This window comes from Enterobacter cloacae complex sp. 397G4, from assembly GCF_050031515.1.
GTDB lineage: Bacteria > Pseudomonadota > Gammaproteobacteria > Enterobacterales > Enterobacteriaceae > Enterobacter > Enterobacter hormaechei_C.
Genome location: NZ_JBLGWE010000002.1, coordinates 113,014 through 135,726, shown reverse-complemented (window position 1 = coordinate 135,726; position 22,713 = coordinate 113,014). Strand labels below are relative to the sequence as shown.

Here is a 22,713-nt window from a genome sequence, read left to right as displayed (position 1 = left end):
GCGCGTCTCCAATTGAGCCGACTGATTGCTTATTTGTAGTGCGAGGTAGAGTTGTGCTGAGCATGACGATAGGAGCGATCTTGCCTACTTGTTGTTAGCACAGGAAGTGAACAGCAGTGCTCGTATCCAGCGATGTGCTGGATCGTGATGGGTGCGTTCGTGCCAAGCAGCCGTCTTGGTGAACCCCGGTATCTTCACCGGCGGCAGGGAGATAGCCAGCTTGTCCATACCGGCGACCAAGCGGCTCGGCAAGATCGCAACCATGTCACTGGCACGCAGGATGTCTGGCAAGATCAGAAAGCTCTTGACCGACAGTGTGACGCTGCGTCGTTTGCCCAACTGTTCTAGCGCATCGTCGGTGACGCCGCGGAAACCTCCACCATCGTAGGAAACAAGCGCATGGTCGAGAGCACAGAACTGTTTAACGGTCAGCTTGCGCCCCATAGCCGCAGGATGGTCTTCCCGCAGGACACACACATAGTGTTCCTTGAACAGCTCTCGGGCATGCAGATTTGGCGGAGTGATCTCTGGCGTCAGGAGGGCTAAATCGATCTGACCGCGCTCAAGCTGGTTCTGTAGCTGCCCGCTCTCGACTGGCACTAATGAGACTCGTACACGCGGTGCGTGCCGTTTAAGTGCCGATAGAAATGGGACAGCAACGGCACGCAGCGCATAGTCCGTCGCGGCGATGGAGAAGGTCAGTTGTGCGGTGGCCGGATTGAAGGAAGGTGGCTGGAGCAGCGCGTCGATTTCGGCGAGCACCTGCTTGACAGGCATCCCTAGATCCAGCGCCCGCTGCGTTGGAACGATACCCCGCTGCGAGCGCGCGAAAAGCGGGTCACCGAAGCTCTCGCGCAACCGCGTCAGCATGCCACTCAAGGCCGGCTGGGTTAGTCCCAGACGGGCCGCCGCCCGTGTCACATTGCGTTCGTCTAACAATGCGTCCAGCGCCTTGAGCAAGTTGAGATCCATACTCTTGATATTTTTCATTTTTATTCCAATCTTAAATATCATCGTTTTTCATGATATCTAAATATTGCCTATGAGTGGAAGCAAGGCCCATTGACGGCTTTTTTTGGGTAACTTGCTTGGAACTCTGTATGCGCCGCAGTGCGCTTTCGCTTGCGGCGCTTTTCTTTGACTCGCCACCGCGCTCATTCTTTCTTTTCCCTCGACCATTGTGCTGCGAACGGTCTTTGACCGGCACTAGCCCAGAACCGATCCTGACGCCTGCGACACCCCCTGTGCAACGCTTTCAATGAGACACCAGCGCAGGAGAAATCGGAGGACAGGTCATGCAAGGGACGAACGTTCTGTTCGGCCAGATCGCTGTGGTAATCGGCATCGTGATCGCCGGCGTCTGGGGCGCCACACAATGGACAGCAGCGACCCTTGGCTATCAAGTACGCCTCGGATCGCCCTGGTTCGATCTTCTAGGTGTACCGGTTTATCACCCGTGGCGCTTGTTCGAATGGTGGTTCTTCTTTGATGCCTACGCGCCGCACGTCTTCGACACAGGCGGTGCGATTGCGGGTGGTAGCGGTTTGTTCGCTTTACTCGTCGCCATCGCCATGTCGGTATGGCGTTCTCGGCAGTCGCGGCTGGTTACGACTTATGGTTCGGCACGCTGGGCCGATGCCGTCGACATCCGCAAAGCTGGACTGACCCTCCCGGCGGGCGTCTTCCTCGGCCAACACGACGACCAATACCTCCGACATGAGGGGCCGGAACATGTCCTGAGCTTCGCACCCACGCGCTCGGGCAAGGGCGTGGGCTTGGTGGTGCCTACGTTGCTTTCGTGGCCGGCGTCCGCCGTCATTCACGACATTAAGGGAGAGAACTGGAAGATCACGGCGGGCTGGCGTTCGCGCTTTTCGCACTGCCTGCTTTTCAACCCCACCGATAGGCAGTCGGCCGCCTACAACCCGCTGCTTGAAGTCCGGCGCGGCGCACATGAAGTGCGCGACGTGCAGAACATCGCCGACATTCTGGTTGACCCTGAAGGTGCGTTAGAGAAGCGCAATCATTGGGAGAAGACCAGCCACGCGCTACTGGTCGGTGCAATCTTGCATGTTCTGTACGCAGGCGAGGACAAGACGCTGCGCGGCGTCGCCAACTTCCTCAGCGACCCGGCGTGTCCGTTCGAGCTGACGCTGCACCGGATGATGACGACGAAGCACCTGGGCGATGCGCCTCACCCGGTTGTCGCATCCGCTGCCCGCGAAGTGCTCAACAAGTCGGACAACGAGCGATCGGGCGTGCTCTCCACCGCCATGTCGTTTCTCGGCCTGTACCGCGACCCGACCGTGGCCGAAGTCACATCGCGCTGCGATTGGCGCATCGCCGACCTGATTTCCGCCGAGCACCCGGTATCGCTCTATCTGGTGGTGCCGCCCTCCGACATAAGCCGCACCAAGCCGCTGATCCGGCTCATCTTGAACCAGATCGGGCGGCGGCTGACCGAATCGCTCGACGGCAGCGATGGCATCGCGCGCCGGCACAAGCTGCTGCTGATGCTGGACGAGTTTCCGGCGCTGGGTCGCCTCGATTTTTTCGAGTCCGCGCTTGCCTTCATGGCCGGCTACGGCATCCGCAGCTTTCTCATCGCTCAAAGCCTGAACCAGATCGACAAGGCGTATGGGCAGAACCATTCCATCCTCGACAACTGCCATGTCCGGGTGACTTTCGCCACCAACGACGAAAGGACGGCGAAAAGGATTTCCGAAACCCTCGGCACCGCCACCGAGCTTCGCGCGCAGCGCAACTACGCGGGCCACCGCCTCGCTCCGTGGCTGGGGCACCTGATGGTGTCGCGTCAGGAAACTGCACGTCCGCTGCTGACGCCCGGCGAGGTGATGCAGCTTCCACCTGAGGACGCCGTAGTCATGGTGTCCAGCGTTGCCCCGATCCGCGCGAAGAAGCTGCGTTACTACGTCGACGCCAATTTCAAGGATCGCGTCCTGCCACCGCCCGTGCTCGCAGTCGGGAGGTACGCCGACGCGCCGCCAGCCCGCCCCGACGACTGGAGCGGCTTGGCGATCCCGGCCGTACCTACGGCGCCGACCTCGGTATCCGCCGATGGTCCGGGCGGCACCGATGACGGCGGCCCGCGCCGCCAGCTCGAACTCTCCGAAACCGTCGCCTACGAGCCCGAGTTGGACGCGTGTGCGAACGACCTGGAGCTGCTCGATGACGACGACCTGGCGCTCCCGCTTCCCGGCCAGCTCGACCCGGCCATGCAGCGCACGGCCCGGCTGGCTTCTCTCGACCCCAACGACGGAATCGACCTATGAGCCAATACCGCCTCAATCTTTTCATCCAGCCCGAGCACGCCAAGCGCCTGGATGAACTTGCCGCCAAGAAAGGCGTGTCCAAGTCCTCCATCGTCGCAGCGGCCTTGGCGTCCTGGCTGTCACCCGATGCGGGCGACCAGCGTGAGGCCGCCATTGCCAAGCGGCTGGATCGACTGTCGCGGCAGACCGAACGCATGGAGCGCGACCAGAACATCCAGATCGAAACGCTGGCGCTGTTCATCCGCTATTTCTTGACCATCAGCACGCCGGTGCCAGAAGCCCACAAGGACGCGGCCCGCGCCCAGGGCAAAGCGCGCTTCGAGCAGTTCGTCGAGCAGTTGGGTCGCCACCTGCTGCGTGGCCGCAGTCTGGTGCGCGACGTGGTGGAGGAACTGCACCCCGATCCGATGCGGATGGATGACGCAGCAGCGATGGCGTCCGCCGATGAGCGAGCTGCAGAGCGTGCGTCATGAGTGCCGTTCCGCAGATTCCGCCTGAATCTCGCTCATCCGCCGCGGCGTCCCAGGATCGCCGCATCCAGATGCTGCGCACGGCGATGGGGCCGCTGATCGCCGCTGCGCTCGAAGATCCGGATGTTGTGGAAATCATGCTCAACCCCGATCGCACCCTGTGGGTGGATCGGCTGTCGTCGGGTCGCTCGCCGCTGGGCGTGGAGATGCCCGAGGCCGATGGTGAACGCATCATCCGCCTGGTCGCCGCGCATGTCGGCGCGGAGGTGCATCGCGGCCAGCCGCTCTTGACCGCCGAGTTGCCGGAAACCGGCGAGCGTTTCGAGGGCATCCTGCCTCCGGCCGCCCCGGGGCCAGCCTTCGCGCTACGCAAGCGGGCCGTGAGCATCATCGGCCTGGATCGCTACGTGGCCGACGGCATCCTGACCGCCGGGCAGGCCGAGTTCCTGCGCCGCGCCGTGCGCGAGCGGCAGAACATCCTGATCGCCGGCGGCACCAGCACCGGCAAGACCACGCTGGCGAACGCGCTGCTGGCCGAGATCGCCGCCACAGGCGACCGCGTGCTGGTGCTCGAAGACACCATCGAGCTGCAATGCGCGGCCCGCGACCATGTGCCGCTGCGCACCCGCGCCGGCGTCGTCACAATGACCGAGCTGGTGCGGGCCACGATGCGCCTGCGGCCTGACCGCGTGATCGTCGGCGAAGTGCGTGGCGGCGAAGCCCTGGACTTGGTGAAGGTCTGGGGCACCGGCCACCCCGGCGGCATTGCCACCATCCATGCCGGCTCCGCCTTGGGCGCACTGCTGCGTCTGGAGCAACTGATCCTCGAAGTGGCAGTGAATCCGCCCCGCGCCCTGATCGCCGAGGCGGTCAACGTGGTGATTCACATCGCAGGCCGTGGCCGCAAACGTCACGTCGAAACCATCTCCCGTGTCGTCGGCTTCGACGGTGCGGGCTATCGCCTGACAGATGCGCTGGAAACGCCGTTTCCCGAGCTGCCGCCGGTTCCTCTTGCAGCCGCTGCCGCTGCGCCTTCCTCGACCCCTGACCAACCTGGAGAACTGCCATGACGCACGTTGATGCTTTCCGTCTTTCCGTAAATCCTATTTCTCGCCTGTCCAGCATGGCGCGGCTGCGCCACCTGGCCCGTCCCGCAGGGCAAGGGCTGCTGCTGGCCGCGCTGATGCTGTTGCTGGCGGGCACGGCGCAGGCCGCCGGTTCCTCGATGCCGTGGGAAGGGCCGCTGACCTCCATCCTCGAATCCATCCAAGGGCCAGTCGCCCGGATCGTGGCGGTGATCATCATCATCTCGACGGGGCTTGCGCTGGCGTTCGGTGATACCAGCGGCGGCTTTCGCAAGCTGATCCAGATCGTGTTCGGCCTGTCCATCGCGTTCGCCGCGTCCTCGTTCTTCCTGTCGTTCTTCAGCTTCTCCGGAGGGGCCGTCGTATGAGTAAGGCCACCGATCTTCCGGGCTTTGAAGTGCCGCTGCATCGCTCGCTGACCGAGCCGATCCTGCTGGGCGGTGCGCCGCGCACCGTGGCGATTGCCAACGGCACGCTAGCCGCCGCCGTCGGGCTGGGCCTGCAACTGTGGATTCCCGGCGTGGTGCTCTGGATCGTCGGCCACTCGCTGGCCGTATGGGGTGCGCGCGTCGATCCGCAGTTCATGCAGGTCTTCGCGCGGCATATCAAACACCGCCCGCTTCTGGACGTGTGAGGGGAGGACGCCATGCTGAACCTTGCCGAATATCGTCAGCGCCCGGCCTTGCTTGCCGACTGGCTGCCCTGGGCCGGGCTGGTCGCGCCGGGCGTTGTGCTGAACAAAGATGGTTCGTTTCAACGCACGTTCCAGTTTCGCGGCCCCGACTTGGACAGTGCGACACAGGGCGAGCTGATTGCCACGTCGGCGCGGCAGAACAACGCGCTTCGCCGTACCGGGTCTGGCTGGGCCTTCTATATCGAGGCCGAGCGGATGCGGGCATCGAGCTATCCGCAATCCTCCTTTCCCGAACCACTGTCCTGGCTGGTGGATGAGGAGCGACGCGCGGCGTTCGAGGAGTCGGATGGCCATTTCGAGAGCGTCTATCACTTCACGTTGCAACACCTACCGCCGCAAGAGTCTCGCGCCCGTGCGGCTGGGATGCTGTACGAGAACCGGCCCACTGAGGGTGTGGACTGGCGTGGTCGGCTTGATTCCTTCGTGGCAGAGACCGATCGCGTGTTCGACCTGCTCGATGGTGTGATGCCGGAGATTGCCTGGCTGGACGATAGCCAGACGCTGACCTACCTGCATGCCACAGTCTCCACGCGGCGCTATCGCGTCGGCGTGCCCGACGTGCCGTTCCATATCGACGCACTGCTGGCCGATGCCGCGCTGGTCGGCGGCCTGGCGCCCATGCTGGGCGATCAGCACCTGCGCGTGGTGTCGGTACGAGGCTTCCCGACCTCGACCTGGCCGGGGATCTTGGACGACCTCAACCGCCTGGGCTTTGCGTATCGCTGGAGTACGCGCTTCCTGTGCCTGGACAAAGCCGAGGCGGAACGGGAATTGGGGCGCTTGCGGCGCCAATGGTTCGCCAAGCGCAAGAACGTCATCGCGCTGCTGCGCGAAACGATCTTTCAGCAGGAAAGCCCGCTGGTCGATACCGATGCCAGCAACAAGGCCGCCGACGCCGATGCCGCCTTGCAGGAGCTGGGCAGCGATCAAGTCGCCTTCGGCTACCTCACCGCCACGGTGACGGTGCTCGACGCCGACCCGGCCGTGGCCGACGAGAAGCTGCGCATGGTGGAGCGCGTCATCCAGGGCCGGGGTTTCGTGACCATCCCCGAAACCCTCAACGCAGTCGATGCCTGGCTGTCGTCCGTCCCCGGCAACGCATACGCGAACGTGCGTCAGCCCATCGTTTCGACGCTGAACCTGGCGCACATGATGCCGATGTCAGCGGTATGGGCTGGGCCGGAGAAGAACGAACACCTCGATGGCCCGCCGCTGATCGTCACCCGCACCGATGGCGCGACGCCGTTCCGGCTGGTGACGCACATCGGCGACGTGGGGCACACCCTTGTCGCCGGGCCGACCGGCATGGGCAAGTCGGTGCTGCTCGCCATATTGGCCATGCAGTTCCGGCGCTACTTCGGCTCGCGGATCTTCGCCTTCGACATGGGGCGCTCGATGCGCGCCACCATCCTCGGCCTTGGCGGTGAGCACTACGACCTCGGTGCCGATGGCGGCATCGCCTTCCAGCCACTCGCGCGAATAGCCCACGAGGGCTACCGCACCTGGGCCGCCGAATGGGTGGAGGGCCGGCTGCTGCACGAAGGCGTGACGGTCGGCCCGGACGAGAAGGCTGCCATTTGGTCGGCGCTGCGAAGCCTTGCCGGTGCGCCAGTGGAGCAGCGCACCATGACCGGCTTGTCGGTGTTATTGCAGTCCAACGCGCTGCGCCAAGCGCTCGCGCCCTATGTGTTGGGCGGCGCCCACGGCAAGCTGCTGGACGCTGACCACGACCGGCTGGGCATGGCCGACGTGCAGGGCTTTGAGATGGAAGAACTGATGCACAGCCCCGCCGCCGTGCAAGCAGTGCTGCGCTACCTGTTCGCCCGCTTCGACGAACGTTTTGACGGCGCGCCCACGCTGCTGATCCTCGATGAAGCGTGGCTGTTCCTCGATGAGCCGTCCTTCGCGGCCCGCATCCGGCAATGGCTCAAGACGCTCAGAAAAAAGAACGTCAGCGTCATCTTTGCCACGCAGTCGCTGGCCGACATCAAGGACTCGACCATCGCGCCAGCCATCATCGAAAGCTGCGCGAGCAGGATCTTCTTACCTAACCCGCAGGCCACCGAGCCGCAGATTCGCACGATCTACGAAGGCTTCGGCTTGAACAGCCGCCAGATTGAGATCGTGGCGACCGCACAGCCCAAGCGCGATTACTACTACCAGTCGCGCCTCGGCAATCGCCTGTTCGACCTCGACCTGGGGCCTGTCGCGCTCGCATTCGCGGGCGCATCCACCCCTCAAGACCAACGCGATATTGACCGCGTGCTGACGCAGGCCGGCGCTCCCGGCTTCGCCGGCGCGTGGCTGCGCCATCGCGGCCTCGGCTGGGCCGCCGACCTGCTGCCGTCCGCTCCGGCGGCAGCTTCCTTTCTCGCTTCTCAACCGCTGGAGGTTTCACCATGAAGACCAAGCCCCGTTTGCTCTCTGTCTCACTCGCTGCCGTGCTGTCGGTATCGCTGCTGGCCGTGCAGCCCGCATCCGCGCTGACGGTGTTCGACCCGTCCAACTTCGTGCAGAACACGCTGACCGCCGTGCGCACGCTGGAACAGATCAACAACCAGATCAACCAGCTTCAGAACGAGGCGCAGATGTTGATGAACCAGGCCAGGAACCTGGCAAATCTCGACTTCAACATCGTCAACCGCCTGCGCTCGACGCTCGCCACCACCGAGCGCCTGATCGCCGAGGCGCGCGGCTTGGCCTACGACGTGCAGAGCATGGATGCCACGTTCGCCCGCCTGTACCCGGAACAGTACGCCGCCACCATCAGCGGCGACCGCATGGCACAGGACGCCCGCGAACGCTGGCAGAACACCTTGAACGGCTTGCACACCGCGATGCGGATGCAGGCGCAGGTGTCGCAGAACCTCGCCCAAGACGAAAGCGCGCTGGCCGATCTCGTGAGCCAGAGCCAGTCGGCCACCGGCGCGCTGCAAGCGATGCAGGCGACGAACCAGCTCCTGGCTTTGCAGGCCAAGCAGTCGATCCAGGCGCAGCAGCTCCAGATCACGCAAGACCGGGCCGCTTCACTGGAACTGGCGCGGCAAGCGGCGGCTATGGAGCGCGCCCGCGAAGTGCGGCGGCGCTTTCTGGGCACCGGCACGCCGTACACGCCGCAGTCCGTCAACTTCTATAACAACTGACCGGAGGCGGCCATGCGATGCGCTTCCGTCCTGATGGCCGTGCTGCTGACCGCGTGCGGCCAGCAGCCGGCCGAGAACCTGGCCGACGCCCTGGCCGCAGATCCGGTGCGGCTCAAGGCGTTGCGCGGGCAATGCGCGGCCGACCGGCAGGCCGTGGGCGAGGATGCCTGCCGCGCCGCCGCTGAAGCCTTCCGGCGGCGCTTCTTCGCCGGCCATACCGGGCCGGATGAATACAACTCGCTGGCTGAACTCCCGCCGATTCCGCCGAGCTTCGATACGCCCGCAGATGAATTGCCAGAGGGCGCCGTTCCGCTCACTCCGCCCGAGGATTCGCCATGAACGACGTGACCATCATCGACCGTTTCCTCGATACGTTCTCGCGCTACATCGACTCGGGCTTCGGCTTATTGCAGGGCGAAGTGGCATTTCTCACCGCCACGCTCATCGTCATCGACATGACGATCGCTGGCCTGTATTGGGCCATGAGCCACGCCACCGGCCAGGGCGACGACGTGATCGCCAAGCTGCTGCGCAAGGTGCTCTGTGTCGGCGCGTTCGCCTACATCATCGGCAACTTCAACTGGCTGGCGAGCATCGTGTTCCGCTCGTTCGCCGGCTTGGGAATTACCGCTACCGGCTCGGCCATCACGATGGAGAACTTCCTTCAGCCGGGCCGGCTGGCGAAGACCGGCATCGACGCAGCCGCGCCGATTCTGGAACAGATCGGGGACATGGCTGGGTTCCCCGAGGTGTTCGTGAACATCGACCCTATCGTGGTTCTGTTCATCGCCTGGCTGGTGGTGATCCTCTGCTTCTTCGTGCTGGCCGTACAGCTTTTCATCACGCTGATCGAGTTCAAACTGACTACGCTCGCCGGCTTCGTCTTGATCCCGTTTGCACTCTGGAACAAGACCTCGTTCCTCGCGGAAAAGGTGCTAGGCAACGTGGTGTCGTCAGGCATCAAGGTCTTGGTGCTGGCCGTCATCGTCGGCATCGGTTCAGGCCTGTTCGCCGAGTTCCAGGTGCATCCCGACGAACCATCCATCGACCACGCGCTGGTCGTGATGCTGGCCTCGCTCGCGCTGCTGGCGCTGGGCATTTTCGGCCCCGGTATCGCCACCGGCCTGGTGTCCGGTGCGCCACAGCTTGGTGCGGGCGCGATGGCTGGTGCTGCGGTCGGGGCTGTCGGCACCGGCGTTGCCATCGGCGCCGCCGTAACGGGCGTGGGCGGCGCCGTCATGGCCGGGGCACGAATGGCCCCGGCGGCCGCAAAGCTGGCCGGTGCCGGTGCGCGTGCCGCGACTTCGGCGGCCGGCAGTGCCCGATCGGCGTTCCAGGCCGGTTCCGCTGCGGCCGGCGGCGGTGCCAAGGGCGCGGCGGCTGGCCTCGGCAATGTCGCCAAGACTGGCGCACAAGCCGCAGGCCGCAGCGTCACCTCTGGTGCTTCCGCTGTTGGGCAGAAGGTGGCCGACTCCTTCCGCGCTGGCTGGAACGGCACAGAAGCCGGCAGCGACGGTGCTGGCCCCGGCCAGACCGCAGACGGCACCGCAGGCTCGCAGAAGCAAGAGCAACCGGCCTGGGCCAAGCGGATGCACCGCCGCCAGCAGGCTACCCATGCCGCGACCACTGCCGCCCACACGCTGCGCGGCGGCGACGGCGGCGGCTCCGGGCAAGGCCCGAGCCTGCGGGATTCCGATACCTAACCTTCAAGGAGAACACCCATGCGATTCAAACGACCGCAGGTGCGCTACGCCGATACGCCGCAGCCTGCCACCCCGTATCAAGCCGCCGCCCAGGTGTGGGACGACCGTATCGGCTCCGCCCGCGTGCAGGCGAAGAATTGGCGCCTGATGGCCTTCGGCTGCCTAGTGCTCGCGCTGTTGATGGCCGGCGGCCTGGTGTGGCGCTCGGCGCAGTCCATCGTGACGCCCTATGTCATCGAGGTCGATCAAGCCGGGCAGGTGCGCGCCGTGGGAGAGGCCGCCACGCCGTACCGGCCCGGCGACGCGCAGATCGCGCACCACCTGGCGCGCTTCGTGACGCTGGTTCGCTCGCTGTCCATCGACCCCATCGTGGTGCGGCAGAACTGGCTCGATGCCTACGACTACACCACCGACAAGGGCGCGGCGGTGCTCAACGACTACGCCCGCACCAATGACCCATTCGCCCGCATCGGCAAGGAATCGGTAACGGTGCAAATCACCAGCGTGGTTCGCGCGAGCGACACGTCTTTCAACGTGCGCTGGACAGAGCAGCGCTATGTCAACGGTGCGCCCGCCGGCACCGAACGCTGGAACGCCGTGCTTTCGACCGTCCTGCAAACCCCGCGTACTGAACAGCGCCTGCTCAAGAACCCATTGGGTATCTACGTCAACGGCCTGTCATGGAGCCGCGAACTGGATTCTTCCGAAGGAGCCAAACCATGAAACTTCGTTTCCGCCTTTACGTTGTTCCTTTGACGCTGCTGGCCCTCGCGGGCTGCGCCTCGCAGGGGAAGCCGCCGCCATCCATCTCGCTCGACGAGACGGTGCTGGCCCAGCCGTTGCCCGAACCGCCCAAGCCCGTCGAAGTCGTCGCCGTCCCTGAACCGCTGGCGCTGCCGGCGCAGTTGAAGCCCCTGCCGGAACTCGATGAGGCCCCCGTTGCGCCGGAGCCGGCCGACGAAAAGGTGCGCGTTTCCCGTGCCAATGCAGAAGCGCGTATCGCGCCTACCCGTGAGGGCTACGTCAACGCGATTCAGGTGTGGCCGTTCACCGATGGCGCGCTTTATCAGGTCTATGCGTCGCCGGGGCGCGTGACGGTGGTTTCGCTTCAACCGGGCGAGGAACTGGTAACGGTCGCCGCCGGCGATACCGTGCGCTGGATCGTGGGCGACACGTCCAGCGGCGGCGGGGCCGATCTGCGCGTCAATGTGCTGGTCAAGCCTATCCGCTCCGGTCTGAAAACCAATCTCGTCATCACCACCAGTCGGCGCACCTACCTGCTGGAGCTGACCTCGACCGAGAGGGCATGGATGGCGTCGGTGTCCTGGGACTATCCGAAAGACCGAATGCTCGCGTTGCAGCGCCAGGCGCAGGCAGCGCAGGCAACAACGCCTGTCGATACGGGCCTGTCGCTGGACAAGATCCGCTTCCGCTACGCGGTATCGGGCAGCAACCCGCCGTGGAAGCCTCTGCGCGCCTTCGATGATGGAGAGAAGGTCTATATCCAGTTCCCGCCGGGCATCGCCCAGGGCGAGCTGCCGCCGCTGTTTGTCATCGGCGCGCAGGGCGACGGGCAACTGGTGAACTACCGTTTTCGCTCGCCGTACTACGTCGTGGATCGCCTGTTCGGCGCGGCCGAACTGCGGCTGGGCGGCGATGGCGGCGACGTGGTGCGGATCGAGCGCACCGATGGTGTTGCACGGAGGAACTGACCATGAGCCAGGATGACACTCCCGACCTTGCCGCGCCGCAGGCGGACAAGGTGGCGCCGGAGGCAGTGGCGCTGCGCGCCCAGCCGCGTCCAGTCACACGCCTGAACCGGCGCTCGCTGGCCATCCTTGCCGGCGTCCTAGCGGTCGCCGTGCTCGGCGCGCTGATGTGGTCGCTGCAACCTCATCGACGCAGCACAGGCGAGCAGACCGAGCTTTACAACGTCGATCGCGTGTCAAAGTCGGAAGGACTGGATGCGCTGCCGACGGACTATTCCAAGCTGCCGCCGGCGTTGCTGCCTGCCGTTCCCGAACTAGGGCCACCGCTGCCGGGCGATCTTGGCCCGGCTATCGTGAAGTCGCAGCAACCGGCGACGGCTGCCTACGCGGCCCCCGGTCACGACCCGAACGATGCCCTGCGAAAAGAAGCCGAGGCGGCCGCGGCCTCGTCCGTGTTCTTCCGCTCGGGTGGGCAGAATGCGGCGCCGGTAGCGCAGACACAGGTGGCCGCTGCGCCGGGCTTCGCCGCCAATGCGGCGTTTGACCCGCTGGCGGCCGGGCCGGCCTCCACGGCGGCCCAACCTGCTGACCCGACAGCGGTGCAAAACCGGCAAGACCAGAAAGAGGCTTTCATGAAAGCTGGCCCCACTGAAACCCGTAATTCCGGCAATCTGACTCTGCCAATTTCGCCGTATCAGGTTATGGCCGGAACAGTGGTCGCAGGTGCCTTGGTGACGGGCATCAAGTCGGACTTGCCCGGCGACGTGATCGCCACGGTGACGGAGCCGGTCTATGACACAGCCACCGGGCGCTTCCTGCTGATTCCGCAGGGTTCGCGCATCCTGGGCAAATACAACAGCCAGGTCAGCTACGGGCAGAGCCGCGTTCAAGTCGTCTGGAACCGGATCATCCTGCCGGACACGTCTTCGCTCACGCTCGACAACCTGGCCGGCACCGACCCAGCCGGCTATGCCGGGCTGGAGGACGATGTGGACTACCACTGGGGCCGCATCTTTGCCGGTGCGGCACTCACCACGCTGCTGGGCGTCGGTGCCGAGCTGGCCGCGCCGGAGAACCGGCAGGATGGTGATCGCGTCATCATCGCTGGGCGCGACAGCGCGCAGGACAGCATCAATCAGGTCGGCCAGGAGATGACCCGGCGCAACCTCAACATCCAGCCGACCTTAACGCAACGGCCGGGCCTGCCGGTTCGCATCATCGTCAACCGGGATCTGGTGCTGCGGCCGTACCAGCCGCTGTTCTTCAACCGGGGGACTTCACGATGAGCACGACCAAGAAGCTGCGGCTCGGCCCGCTGCCGAAGACCGAGAGCACCAAGCTGACTTTCGTTTGCCCGACCAGCTTGAAAGTCGACCTCGACCGCTACGCCGCGCTACACGCGCAGGCGTATGGCGAGGCCGTTGATGCGGCGACGCTGATCCCGCATATGCTGGAAGCGTTCATGGCGGGGGATCGAGGATTCAGGAAGGGCACGGCGACCCGCAGCACACCACCGAAGCCGCCATGATTGCACCGCATGCTATTCAACGGCATCCATCGAACGCGCAGCCCAGGCTGCGCGTTCTTCATTCTGGATGCCGCCGAGCCTGTTGGGCTATGATGATGCGACAGGCCCGCCGTTCCTCGGCAATCCAGCACTACACAGTGCGATGCGGCTTTCTCTCCCAACGCTCCTATGTCGCTCCTAGCCGACAACGCCGCTCTTCTTCTAAGCGGCCCCGAAAGGAGCTAACCTACTGTCCCATATACGGTTTCAAGTCCTTCTTGATTTGCGCGAAAGAATTGACACCGGCACTTTTTTGACAGCTTGGGATCCATCGCACACTCAAATGCCGCATAGGCTCCGTTAATATCAACGTGCATGTACATGGCTGAACTGATTCAGTGCAAAGGTGACGACGCCCCATATCTCAAGGGATTCGGGATTTACACGTATCGGCTTACAGGCTGGATTAGAAGGCATCAAAAGCAGCTCAGGATACGTGTGTAAGATTTTTACCGTAAACTCTCCATCCACCAGCGCAACGACGATAGAGCCGTGTCGTGCTGTTAAAGAGCGATCCACAACCAGTATTGCTCCATCATTGATACCGGCATTGATCATACTGAGGCCCGCCGCCCTGACAAAAAAGGTTGAGGGGCGGTTACGGACTACATATTCATGCAAATTTAATTCATTATCTTCATGCCCGGCGCACGGACTCATCACTCCACAGCTCAGTAAATCACTGAAAAAAGGTGCCATTTCGTAAGGCTTGTTGCTAATGTGCTCAAGGATAACAGACATAGCTACTCTCGAATTTTTATACTGTATGTATAAACAGTATTGCGAGTTGCAGAGAAAAGATCAAATCTCTCCGGTAACGCTATCGAGCCTGGCGACAAATTAAGCTTCATCATAAACTCCAAAAACCATCTTTTACCGATAATGGCGAGCTGGCCTGCGAAGAAGGTGTACAAGCAAGGATGAAAGGATTCTGATGCCCCTCCCACCAAATTTTTTATCTCCTGAAGACCAGGCTGAGTACGATGCTTATATGGCAAGGTTCAGCGAGGTAAATCACTATTATGAGCATTGCACTGTCCCCGTGATTGACTGGTTTTTTAAACAAGCAACCGAGGCGCTGCATCACGGTCTATGGTTACCGGCCTGTACGAGCTTTCTAAATGGGATCGAAACATCACTCAGGGTTACGCTGAAGTTGAAATCAACTGTTAACGTTCAGCAGTCAGTTCCTGTACTGGTGGACTTAGATGGTACGTCAGTAATGAGTAACGCTTTAATGCGAAAGGCTAAGCAGGAAGGGATGCCGATAGAATTACTGTCATTTCCAGCCGAGAAGAATATGTTGGCAAAGATAGACGCTGGTAAAAAACCTGAAGCAGATATCGTCAGGCTTAGAAATAGTCTATGCCATGGCAACATTCTGGAGTTCATTATGAGTGTTAAAGTCGGTTCTCCAGATCCCATACGAATTTTTACTCCTGGTAACTGCTGTGGTTTAGCGCTTTTACTTTCGGCCTTATCGAAGAAATGGACGGTAGGCTTGCATCAATACTGGATCGACAACAATCTGACGTCCTGCTGAAACCTCATAAATCATGCCTACTAAAGTCACGTGCAAAAAAACGTTGTAGCATGATATGTTTAAAGTCAAAACAGTGGGTTCTATGTTTTGACGGCAAACATGATATAACTAATACTTCATAAGTAGATATCAATAGTCATAATGGAGTGAACTATGAAATTAAAAAATATTCTGCTGTGTGCGATGATGTCAGTCGCTTTTGGCTCCTCTGCTAATACTACACATAAAGTTGAAAACGAACCTATCCCAAACATTATTCTTGATGGTAAGGTTGATGAGATGTGTAAAGATGCAAGCATCCGAACTGAACTTAATCATGATAAAGCAAAGGAACTGGTAACCACCAACCTGAAGCAGGCATTACCATTAAATACGGTACCGGATAAGTTGGATGAAGTTGCAGAAGCCTTTGTAAACCGCGACAAAGGCGCTTCAGAAACAGCAGACCATTGCCTTGTTAATGTACGTAATAAATACTGGGAAATGTATCCCTCTGAAGATAAGTAGCATTTATTATTAAAGGCTTCACTTAAGAAGCCTTTTTTAACCCTTTGCGAAACCTGCTTTAAAAGCAATGCGCTATTCATATCTAAGAATCTATTTAATTAATGAATAATAGTGGACGGATTCATTTCTAGTGAATGCCGAAGTTGGTGTTTTTTGAGTTATTAGACGGTAAGTGCAATCTGGTATGATTCACCTAACATACGAATCTGGAAGGAAAGGTATATGGGTGACCTGGTCAGCAAAAATAACATTGACCGTTTAGAGCGATTTCATTCTTTGCTGGCGGGTCAGTACTGGACGTCCACTGACAGCATCCCTGAAGAGGGTATTGTGGCAGGGGATACGCTGCTCATTACGTCTTTGCGTTACGTTGAAGATAAGCTGCACACAGTAATTCTACGCGCCCATCCCCGCGTTTACGGTCAGACTGTTGCTATTGTCACTGAAGACAGCAGCGGCAACCGTAGGGAACGTGGCAAAGAAATGCGAGAGCATCGCTTCCTGGTTAAGGATTTTCTGTCCAGTTTTGTATTTGAACCCGACCATAAGGTAATCCGGGATGCTGAACTCAGACAAGCTCAGGAAGAAGTGAATAGCCTACAGGCATCGCTTACAGCCCTCGTGAGCGATGCTCAGGGGCTCCGTGACCTTGCGATTGAGCAATTAGGTACAGATGACCGTGAAAACCCTGTGACGGGCCTTAGCGTTGCGTTAGTGCCCCCACAAGAGCAGCAGGCGGTAACCTCACTGGCAATTGGATCAGTTCAAAATGCTCTGTCCTCTGGTATTTCAGATACCCGCATTGAACAAATCAGAGAAGCGGCCTTAAAAGAAGGGCAGATCAGCACAGCTATCAGCAAAATCATCACACAACGAACGCAGGCAATCGCTAATGCCAGCAAAAGAATGCTGCCCTATTTCGAGGAAGTTGCAGCGGCAAGTCTGGCCACTACAGAAGAAGCCATGGAATATGTGAAGAAAATCCACGATGGCGTTGGCAGTCTGGAACTGTATACCGGCAAAGACGTTGAGGTAGTGAATATCGTGAAGGGTGAATCCGCTCCATCACACCTCCCGCTCCAGGTCGTTCAGGCAAAGCTGATGGTGGATGAAGAGCTGGCCGTATGGTGCGATCTCGATAGCTGGTTCGACTTCTCTGATATGGAAAAATTTCATGAAACTTTACGAACCAGCCCCGGGCTGGTGGAGCAGATTTTTCCGTCCGAACGTTCCATCGTATGTATGGCCACAACACGACGTTATATCGATTACCGCGATCCTTGGGAAAATCATGTCCGCAATGACAGGAACCGAGTTGTATTCCTTCTGATCCGGGACGGTCAAAATATTCATCAGGTTTACTCTTCGGTAGAAAGCCATCTTGGGGCTTCGCAGCTATTCCCTTCCGCCAGCGAACAGGAAGCACATTTCCAGGGGATTGATGGCAGCACCATAAAGTTTGAGGACGTCAGTTATACCGACCGACTGAAGCAGCATGATCTTATGGCACTTCACTACCGTCGTTTCCTGATCCTTATCTGCGGCCTCGATCACCGGCTCAAACTATTTGGTGATTTCTATGACACCAATACCCCTTACAGTTTTCTGAGCCTTGAGTTCCAGGAACGGTACTTCCAGTTTCTGCACGACAAAGACGGTTCTGGCCTTTTGGGTATGGCTGAGACACGGCCGTCCCTGCAAAGTTATCTCGAACAGGCAAATTCATGCCTTCAGTCCGGATCCCGGGTAATGTGCAACTGGGATTCGTTGATGAACCCAGTGACAGCACCAGGAGCAGTGCAGGAAGACAATAGCTACTCTGGCTATAAATGGCTTGGGAGAACCCATAAAAACTATGAGCCGGTTATTGCATTCCGACAGGGTGAAGATGTATGTGTCAACGTAACCGTCAAACGATACTCAACGGATCGAGACTTCAATTGTAAGGTGAATTTATCTCTGTTTCGGCAGTCCACCCGGAATGATGCTGAGCTGGGTTTCCTGTGCATGGATACCATTAAAGCGGAGGAGCTCGAATGGTACATTCAAAGACGTAAATTGGCACTGTTGCAAATAGTCGGTGGTGATAAACTTATCATCCCCTTTTGCTGATGGAGCTGCACATGAACCCATTCAAAGGCCGGCATTTTCAGCGTGACATCATTCTGTGGGCCGTACGCTGGTACTGCAAATACGGCATCAGTTACCGTGAGCTGCAGGAGATGCTGGCTGAACGCGGAGTGAATGTCGATCACTCCACGATTTACCGCTGGGTTCAGCGTTATGCGCCTGAAATGGAAAAACGGCTGCGCTGGTACTGGCGTAACCCTTCCGATCTTTGCCCGTGGCACATGGATGAAACCTACGTGAAGGTCAATGGCCGCTGGGCGTATCTGTACCGGGCCGTCGACAGCCGGGGCCGCACTGTCGATTTTTATCTCTCCTCCCGTCGTAACAGCAAAGCTGCATACCGGTTTCTGGGTAAAATCCTCAACAACGTGAAGAAGTGGCAGATCCCGCGATTCATCAACACGGATAAAGCGCCCGCCTATGGTCGCGCGCTTGCTCTGCTCAAACGCGAAGGCCGGTGCCCGTCTGACGTTGAACACCGACAGATTAAGTACCGGAACAACGTGATTGAATGCGATCATGGCAAACTGAAACGGATAATCGGCGCCACGCTGGGATTTAAATCCATGAAGACGGCTTACGCCACCATCAAAGGTATTGAGGTGATGCGTGCACTACGCAAAGGCCAGGCCTCAGCATTTTATTATGGTGATCCCCTGGGCGAAATGCGCCTGGTAAGCAGAGTTTTTGAAATGTAAGGCCTTTGAATAAGACAAAAGGCTGCCTCATCGCTAACTTTGCAACAGTGCCAAGCTGGCTCGTGAATTCGGAATCAGTCGCGAAACCCTGTATCAATACTTGAGAACGGATCAGTAAATATGCCACGTCGTTCAATCCTGTCCGCCGCCGAGCGCGAAAGCCTGCTGGCGTTGCCGGACACCAAGGATGAGTTGATCCGTCACTACACGTTCAGCGAAACCGACCTCTCCATCATCCGGCAGCGGCGCGGCCCGGCCAACCGGCTGGGCTTCGCCGTGCAGCTCTGTTACCTGCGCTTTCCTGGTGTCATCCTGGGCGTCGATGAGCCGCCGTTTCCGCCCTTGTTGAAACTGGTCGCCGACCAGCTCAAGGTCAGCGTCGAAAGCTGGGACGAATACGGGCAGCGGGAGCAGACCCGGCGCGAGCACCTGGTCGAACTGCAAACGGTGTTCGGCTTCCAGCCCTTTACCATGGGCCACTACCGGCAGGCCGTCCAGTTGCTGACCGAGATGGCCTTGCAGACCGACAAGGGCATCGTGCTGGCCAGCACCTTGATCGAGCACCTGCGGCAGCAGTCGGTCATTCTGCCTGCCCTCAACGCCGTCGAGCGGGCGAGCGCCGAAGCAATCACCCGCGCCAACCGGCGCATCTACGATGCCTTGGCCGAACCGCTGTCGGACGCGCATCGCCGCCGCCTCGACGATCTGCTCAAGCGTCGGGACAACGGCAAAACGACCTGGCTGGCCTGGCTGCGCCAATCGCCCGTCAAACCGAATTCGCGGCACATGCTGGAACACATCGAACGCCTCAAAGCGTGGCAGGCGCTCGACCTGCCTTCTGGCATCGAGCGGTCGGTGCACCAGAACCGCCTGCTCAAGATCGCCCGTGAGGGTGGCCAGATGACGCCCGCCGACCTGGCCAAGTTCGAGGCGCAGCGACGCTATGCCACCCTGGTGGCGCTTGCCATCGAGGGCATGGCCACCGTCACCGACGAAATCATCGACCTGCACGACCGCATCCTGGGCAAGCTGTTCAACGCCGCCAAGAACAAGCATCAGCAGCAATTCCAGGCGTCCGGCAAGGCGATCAACGCCAAGGTGCGGCTGTTCGGCCGCATCGGCCAGGCGCTGATCGAGGCCAAGCAGGCGGGCCGCGATCCGTTCGCCGCCATCGAGGCCGTCATGTCCTGGGATGCCTTCGCCGAGAGCGTCACCGAAGCGCAGAAGCTTGCGCAGCCCGAGGACTTCGATTTCCTGCACCGCATCGGCGAAAGCTACGCCACGCTGCGCCGCTACGCGCCGGAATTCCTTGCCGTGCTCAAGCTGCGGGCCGCTCCCGCCGCGAAGGACGTGCTCGACGCCATCGAGGTGCTGCGCGGCATGAACAGCGACAACGCCCGCAAGGTGCCCGCCGACGCGCCGACCGAGTTCATCAAGCCGCGCTGGCAGAAGCTGGTCATGACCGACACCGGCATCGACCGGCGCTACTACGAACTGTGCGCGCTGTCGGAGATGAAGAACGCGTTGCGTTCCGGCGACATCTGGGTGCAGGGGTCGCGCCAGTTCAAGGACTTCGAGGACTACCTGGTGCCGCCCGCGAAATTCGCCAGCCTCAAGCAGGCCAGCGAATTGCCGCTGGCCGTGGCCACCGACTGCAACCGGTACCTGAACGACCGGCTGACGCTGCTGGAAACACAGCTTGCCACCGTCAACCGTATGGCGACGGCCAACGAGCTGCCGGACGCCATCATCACCGAGTCAGGCTTGAAGATCACGCCGCTCGACGCGGCGGTACCCGACACCGCCCAAGCGCTGATCGACCAGACGGCAATGATCCTGCCGCACGTCAAGATCACCGAACTGCTGCTGGAGGTGGACGAATGGACGGGCTTCACTCGGCATTTCGCGCATCTGAAATCGGGCGACCCGGCCAAAGACAAGAACCTGTTGCTGACCACGATCCTCGCCGACGCGATCAACCTGGGCCTGACCAAGATGGCGGAGTCTTGCCCCGGCACGACCTACGCCAAGCTGGCTTGGCTGCAAGCCTGGCACATCCGCGACGAAACCTACGGGGCGGCGCTGGCCGATCTGGTCAACGCACAGTTCCGCCATCCCTTCGCCGAGCACTGGGGCGACGGCACCACCTCATCGTCGGACGGCCAGAACTTCCGCACCGGCAGCAAGGCCGAGAGCACCGGCCACATCAACCCGAAATACGGGAGCAGCCCAGGGCGGACGTTCTACACCCACATTTCTGACCAGTACGCGCCATTTCACACCAAGGTCGTGAACGTCGGCGTGCGCGATTCGACCTACGTGCTCGACGGCCTGCTGTACCACGAGTCCGACTTGCGGATCGAGGAGCATTACACCGACACGGCGGGCTTCACCGATCACGTCTTCGCCCTGATGCACCTCCTGGGCTTCCGCTTCGCGCCGCGCATCCGCGACCTGGGCGACACCAAGCTCTACATCCCGAAGGGCGACGCCGCCTATGACGCGCTGAAACCCATGATCGGCGGCACGCTCAACATCAAGCACGTCCGCGCCCATTGGGACGAAATCCTGCGGCTGGCCACCTCGATCAAGCAGGGCACGGTGACGGCCTCCCTGATGCTCCGAAAGCTCGGCAGCTACCCACGCCAGAACGGCCTGGCCGTGGCGCTCCGCGAGCTGGGCCGCATCGAGCGCACGCTGTTCATCCTGGACTGGCTGCAAAGCGTGGAACTGCGCCGCCGCGTGCATGCCGGCCTGAACAAGGGCGAGGCGCGCAATGCGCTGGCCAGGGCAGTGTTTTTCAACCGCCTGGGTGAAATCCGCGACCGCAGTTTCGAGCAGCAGCGCTACCGGGCTAGCGGCCTCAATCTGGTAACGGCTGCCGTCGTGTTGTGGAACACGGTCTATCTGGAACGGGCTGCGCACGCGCTGCGTGGCAACGGCCATGCCATTGATGACGCGCTGTTGCAGTACCTGTCGCCGCTCGGTTGGGAGCACATCAACCTCACCGGCGATTACCTCTGGCGCAGCAGCGCCAAGATCGGCGCGGGCAAGTTCAGGCCGCTACGACCGCTGCAACCGGCTTAGCGTGCTTTATTTAATGAGATGGTCACTCCCTCCTTCCCAGTACTATGCTGAGGACAGGCTTTCATTCGGAGAACCATCATGGAAAACATTGCGCTTATTGGTATCGATCTGGGTAAGAACTCTTTCCATATTCATTGTCAGGATCATCGTGGGAAGGCCGTTTACCGTAAAAAATTCACCCGACCAAAGCTAATCGAATTTCTGGCGACATGCCCGGCAACAACCATCGCGATGGAAGCCTGTGGCGGTTCTCACTTTATGGCACGCAAGCTGGAAGAGTTAGGGCATTTTCCAAAGCTGATATCACCGCAATTTGTCCGCCCATTCGTTAAAAGCAACAAAAATGACTTCGTTGATGCTGAAGCTATCTGTGAAGCAGCATCACGTCCATCTATGCGTTTCGTGCAGCCCAGAACCGAATCTCAGCAGGCAATGCGAGCTCTGCATCGTGTCCGTGAATCCCTGGTTCAGGATAAGGTGAAAACAACTAATCAGATGCATGCTTTTCTGCTGGAATTTGGTATCAGCGTTCCGCGAGGTGCTGCCGTTATTAGTCGACTGAGTACCCTTCTTGAGGACAGTAGTTTGCCTCTTTATCTCAGCCAGTTACTGCTGAAATTACAACAGCATTATCACTATCTTGTTGAGCAGATTAAAGATCTGGAATCTCAGTTGAAACGAAAGTTGGACGAAGATGAGGTTGGACAGCGCTTGCTGAGTATTCCCTGCGTTGGAACGCTGACTGCCAGTACTATTTCAACTGAGATTGGCGACGGGAAGCAGTACGCCAGCAGCCGTGACTTTGCGGCGGCAACAGGGCTGGTACCCCGACAGTACAGCACGGGAGGTCGGACGACATTGTTAGGGATTAGCAAGCGGGGCAACAAAAAGATCCGAACTTTGTTGGTTCAGTGTGCCAGGGTATTCATACAAAAACTGGAACACCAGTCTGGCAAGTTGGCCGACTGGGTCAGGGAGTTGTTGTGTCGGAAAAGCAACTTTGTCGTCACCTGTGCTCTGGCAAACAAGCTGGCCAGAATAGCCTGGGCACTGACGGCGCGACAGCAAACTTACGAAGCATAAA

Annotated in this window: 21 protein-coding genes and 1 pseudogene; 20 read left to right on the top strand and 2 right to left on the bottom strand. The window is 60.2% G+C overall.

Annotated features, from left to right (window positions below):
• Positions 1–84 precede the first annotated feature (84 nt).
• Positions 85–990, bottom strand: coding sequence for a LysR family transcriptional regulator (locus tag ACQG1Y_RS24300; RefSeq protein WP_023093368.1), 906 nt, complete (start codon positions 988–990; stop codon positions 85–87).
• Positions 991–1,295: 305 nt separating this feature from the next.
• On the opposite strand from ACQG1Y_RS24300, the gene ACQG1Y_RS24295 reads away from it, so the two are divergent.
• The 13 genes from ACQG1Y_RS24295 to ACQG1Y_RS24235 are packed head-to-tail and all read left to right on the top strand — an operon-like array spanning position 1,296 to position 13,625.
• On the top strand, positions 1,296–3,293 hold the full coding sequence (locus tag ACQG1Y_RS24295) for a conjugal transfer protein TraG (protein WP_001163195.1): 1,998 nt from the start codon (positions 1,296–1,298) through the stop codon (positions 3,291–3,293).
• Positions 3,290–3,766 carry a ribbon-helix-helix protein, CopG family gene (locus tag ACQG1Y_RS24290; protein WP_000085131.1) on the top strand — a complete coding sequence of 159 codons (477 nt, stop codon included), beginning with the start codon at positions 3,290–3,292 and terminating at the stop codon, positions 3,764–3,766. Before ACQG1Y_RS24295 ends, ACQG1Y_RS24290 begins: the two co-directional genes overlap by 4 nt.
• Positions 3,763–4,833: a P-type conjugative transfer ATPase TrbB gene (gene trbB / locus ACQG1Y_RS24285; RefSeq protein WP_023093367.1), complete on the top strand. Its 1,071-nt coding sequence runs from the start codon at positions 3,763–3,765 to the stop codon at positions 4,831–4,833. The genes ACQG1Y_RS24290 and trbB overlap by 4 nt, the downstream gene beginning before the upstream one ends.
• Entirely contained in the window at positions 4,830–5,216 is a 387-nt protein-coding gene (locus ACQG1Y_RS24280) for a TrbC/VirB2 family protein (protein WP_000150010.1), read from the top strand. The genes trbB and ACQG1Y_RS24280 overlap by 4 nt, the downstream gene beginning before the upstream one ends.
• Positions 5,213–5,482, top strand: a complete 270-nt coding sequence (locus ACQG1Y_RS24275; protein ID WP_003092280.1) for a VirB3 family type IV secretion system protein — start codon at positions 5,213–5,215, stop codon at positions 5,480–5,482. Before ACQG1Y_RS24280 ends, ACQG1Y_RS24275 begins: the two co-directional genes overlap by 4 nt.
• A gap of 12 nt (positions 5,483–5,494) precedes the next feature.
• On the top strand, positions 5,495–7,945 hold the full coding sequence (gene trbE / locus ACQG1Y_RS24270) for a conjugal transfer protein TrbE (RefSeq protein WP_000933135.1): 2,451 nt from the start codon (positions 5,495–5,497) through the stop codon (positions 7,943–7,945).
• On the top strand, positions 7,942–8,685 hold the full coding sequence (gene trbJ, locus ACQG1Y_RS24265; protein ID WP_003092277.1) for a P-type conjugative transfer protein TrbJ: 744 nt from the start codon (positions 7,942–7,944) through the stop codon (positions 8,683–8,685). Before trbE ends, trbJ begins: the two co-directional genes overlap by 4 nt.
• Before the next feature lie 12 nt (positions 8,686–8,697).
• Positions 8,698–9,024, top strand: a complete 327-nt coding sequence (locus ACQG1Y_RS24260) for a hypothetical protein (protein ID WP_014603538.1) — start codon at positions 8,698–8,700, stop codon at positions 9,022–9,024.
• The gene (gene trbL / locus ACQG1Y_RS24255) at positions 9,021–10,388 is read left to right on the top strand and encodes a P-type conjugative transfer protein TrbL (RefSeq protein WP_001000746.1); all 1,368 of its coding nucleotides are present in this window, start codon (positions 9,021–9,023) and stop codon (positions 10,386–10,388) included. The genes ACQG1Y_RS24260 and trbL overlap by 4 nt, the downstream gene beginning before the upstream one ends.
• Before the next feature lie 18 nt (positions 10,389–10,406).
• Positions 10,407–11,111 (top strand): conjugal transfer protein TrbF, encoded by a 705-nt coding sequence (gene trbF / locus ACQG1Y_RS24250; RefSeq protein WP_001211312.1) that lies wholly within the window; start codon positions 10,407–10,409, stop codon positions 11,109–11,111.
• Positions 11,108–12,100: a P-type conjugative transfer protein TrbG gene (gene trbG / locus ACQG1Y_RS24245; protein ID WP_000776560.1), complete on the top strand. Its 993-nt coding sequence runs from the start codon at positions 11,108–11,110 to the stop codon at positions 12,098–12,100. Before trbF ends, trbG begins: the two co-directional genes overlap by 4 nt.
• 2 nt (positions 12,101–12,102) lie before the next feature.
• Positions 12,103–13,383, top strand: a complete 1,281-nt coding sequence (locus tag ACQG1Y_RS24240; protein ID WP_003092274.1) for a TrbI/VirB10 family protein — start codon at positions 12,103–12,105, stop codon at positions 13,381–13,383.
• Positions 13,380–13,625, top strand: coding sequence for a DUF2274 domain-containing protein (locus tag ACQG1Y_RS24235; RefSeq protein ID WP_000108283.1), 246 nt, complete (start codon positions 13,380–13,382; stop codon positions 13,623–13,625). The genes ACQG1Y_RS24240 and ACQG1Y_RS24235 overlap by 4 nt, the downstream gene beginning before the upstream one ends.
• 345 nt (positions 13,626–13,970) lie before the next feature.
• Here the strand turns inward: ACQG1Y_RS24235 and umuD are convergent, their stop codons facing one another.
• On the bottom strand, positions 13,971–14,405 hold the full coding sequence (gene umuD / locus ACQG1Y_RS24230; protein WP_045340288.1) for a translesion error-prone DNA polymerase V autoproteolytic subunit: 435 nt from the start codon (positions 14,403–14,405) through the stop codon (positions 13,971–13,973).
• 193 nt (positions 14,406–14,598) lie between these two features.
• Between umuD and ACQG1Y_RS24225 the strand changes: the two genes are divergently transcribed.
• From ACQG1Y_RS24225 to ACQG1Y_RS24195, 7 genes and pseudogenes are all read left to right on the top strand, one after another.
• Positions 14,599–15,207, top strand: a complete 609-nt coding sequence (locus ACQG1Y_RS24225) for a hypothetical protein (protein ID WP_020833775.1) — start codon at positions 14,599–14,601, stop codon at positions 15,205–15,207.
• A 153-nt stretch (positions 15,208–15,360) separates the two neighbouring features.
• On the top strand, positions 15,361–15,714 hold the full coding sequence (locus ACQG1Y_RS24220) for a hypothetical protein (RefSeq protein WP_045340282.1): 354 nt from the start codon (positions 15,361–15,363) through the stop codon (positions 15,712–15,714).
• Between the two features lie 222 nt (positions 15,715–15,936).
• A complete protein-coding gene (locus ACQG1Y_RS24215) occupies positions 15,937–17,826 on the top strand; it encodes a hypothetical protein (RefSeq protein ID WP_426737264.1) in 1,890 nt (629 codons plus the stop codon).
• 11 nt (positions 17,827–17,837) lie between these two features.
• Complete coding sequence (locus tag ACQG1Y_RS24210) at positions 17,838–18,542, top strand: IS6-like element IS26 family transposase (protein ID WP_001067855.1); 705 nt, start codon at positions 17,838–17,840, stop codon at positions 18,540–18,542.
• A 52-nt stretch (positions 18,543–18,594) separates the two neighbouring features.
• Positions 18,595–18,660, top strand: a pseudogene (locus ACQG1Y_RS24205) (helix-turn-helix domain-containing protein); the annotation flags it as partial.
• Between the two features lie 2 nt (positions 18,661–18,662).
• The gene (locus ACQG1Y_RS24200; RefSeq protein ID WP_042863651.1) at positions 18,663–21,629 is read left to right on the top strand and encodes a Tn3 family transposase; all 2,967 of its coding nucleotides are present in this window, start codon (positions 18,663–18,665) and stop codon (positions 21,627–21,629) included.
• Between the two features lie 78 nt (positions 21,630–21,707).
• The gene (locus ACQG1Y_RS24195; RefSeq protein ID WP_000427619.1) at positions 21,708–22,712 is read left to right on the top strand and encodes an IS110-like element IS5075 family transposase; all 1,005 of its coding nucleotides are present in this window, start codon (positions 21,708–21,710) and stop codon (positions 22,710–22,712) included.
• Position 22,713 lies beyond the last annotated feature (1 nt).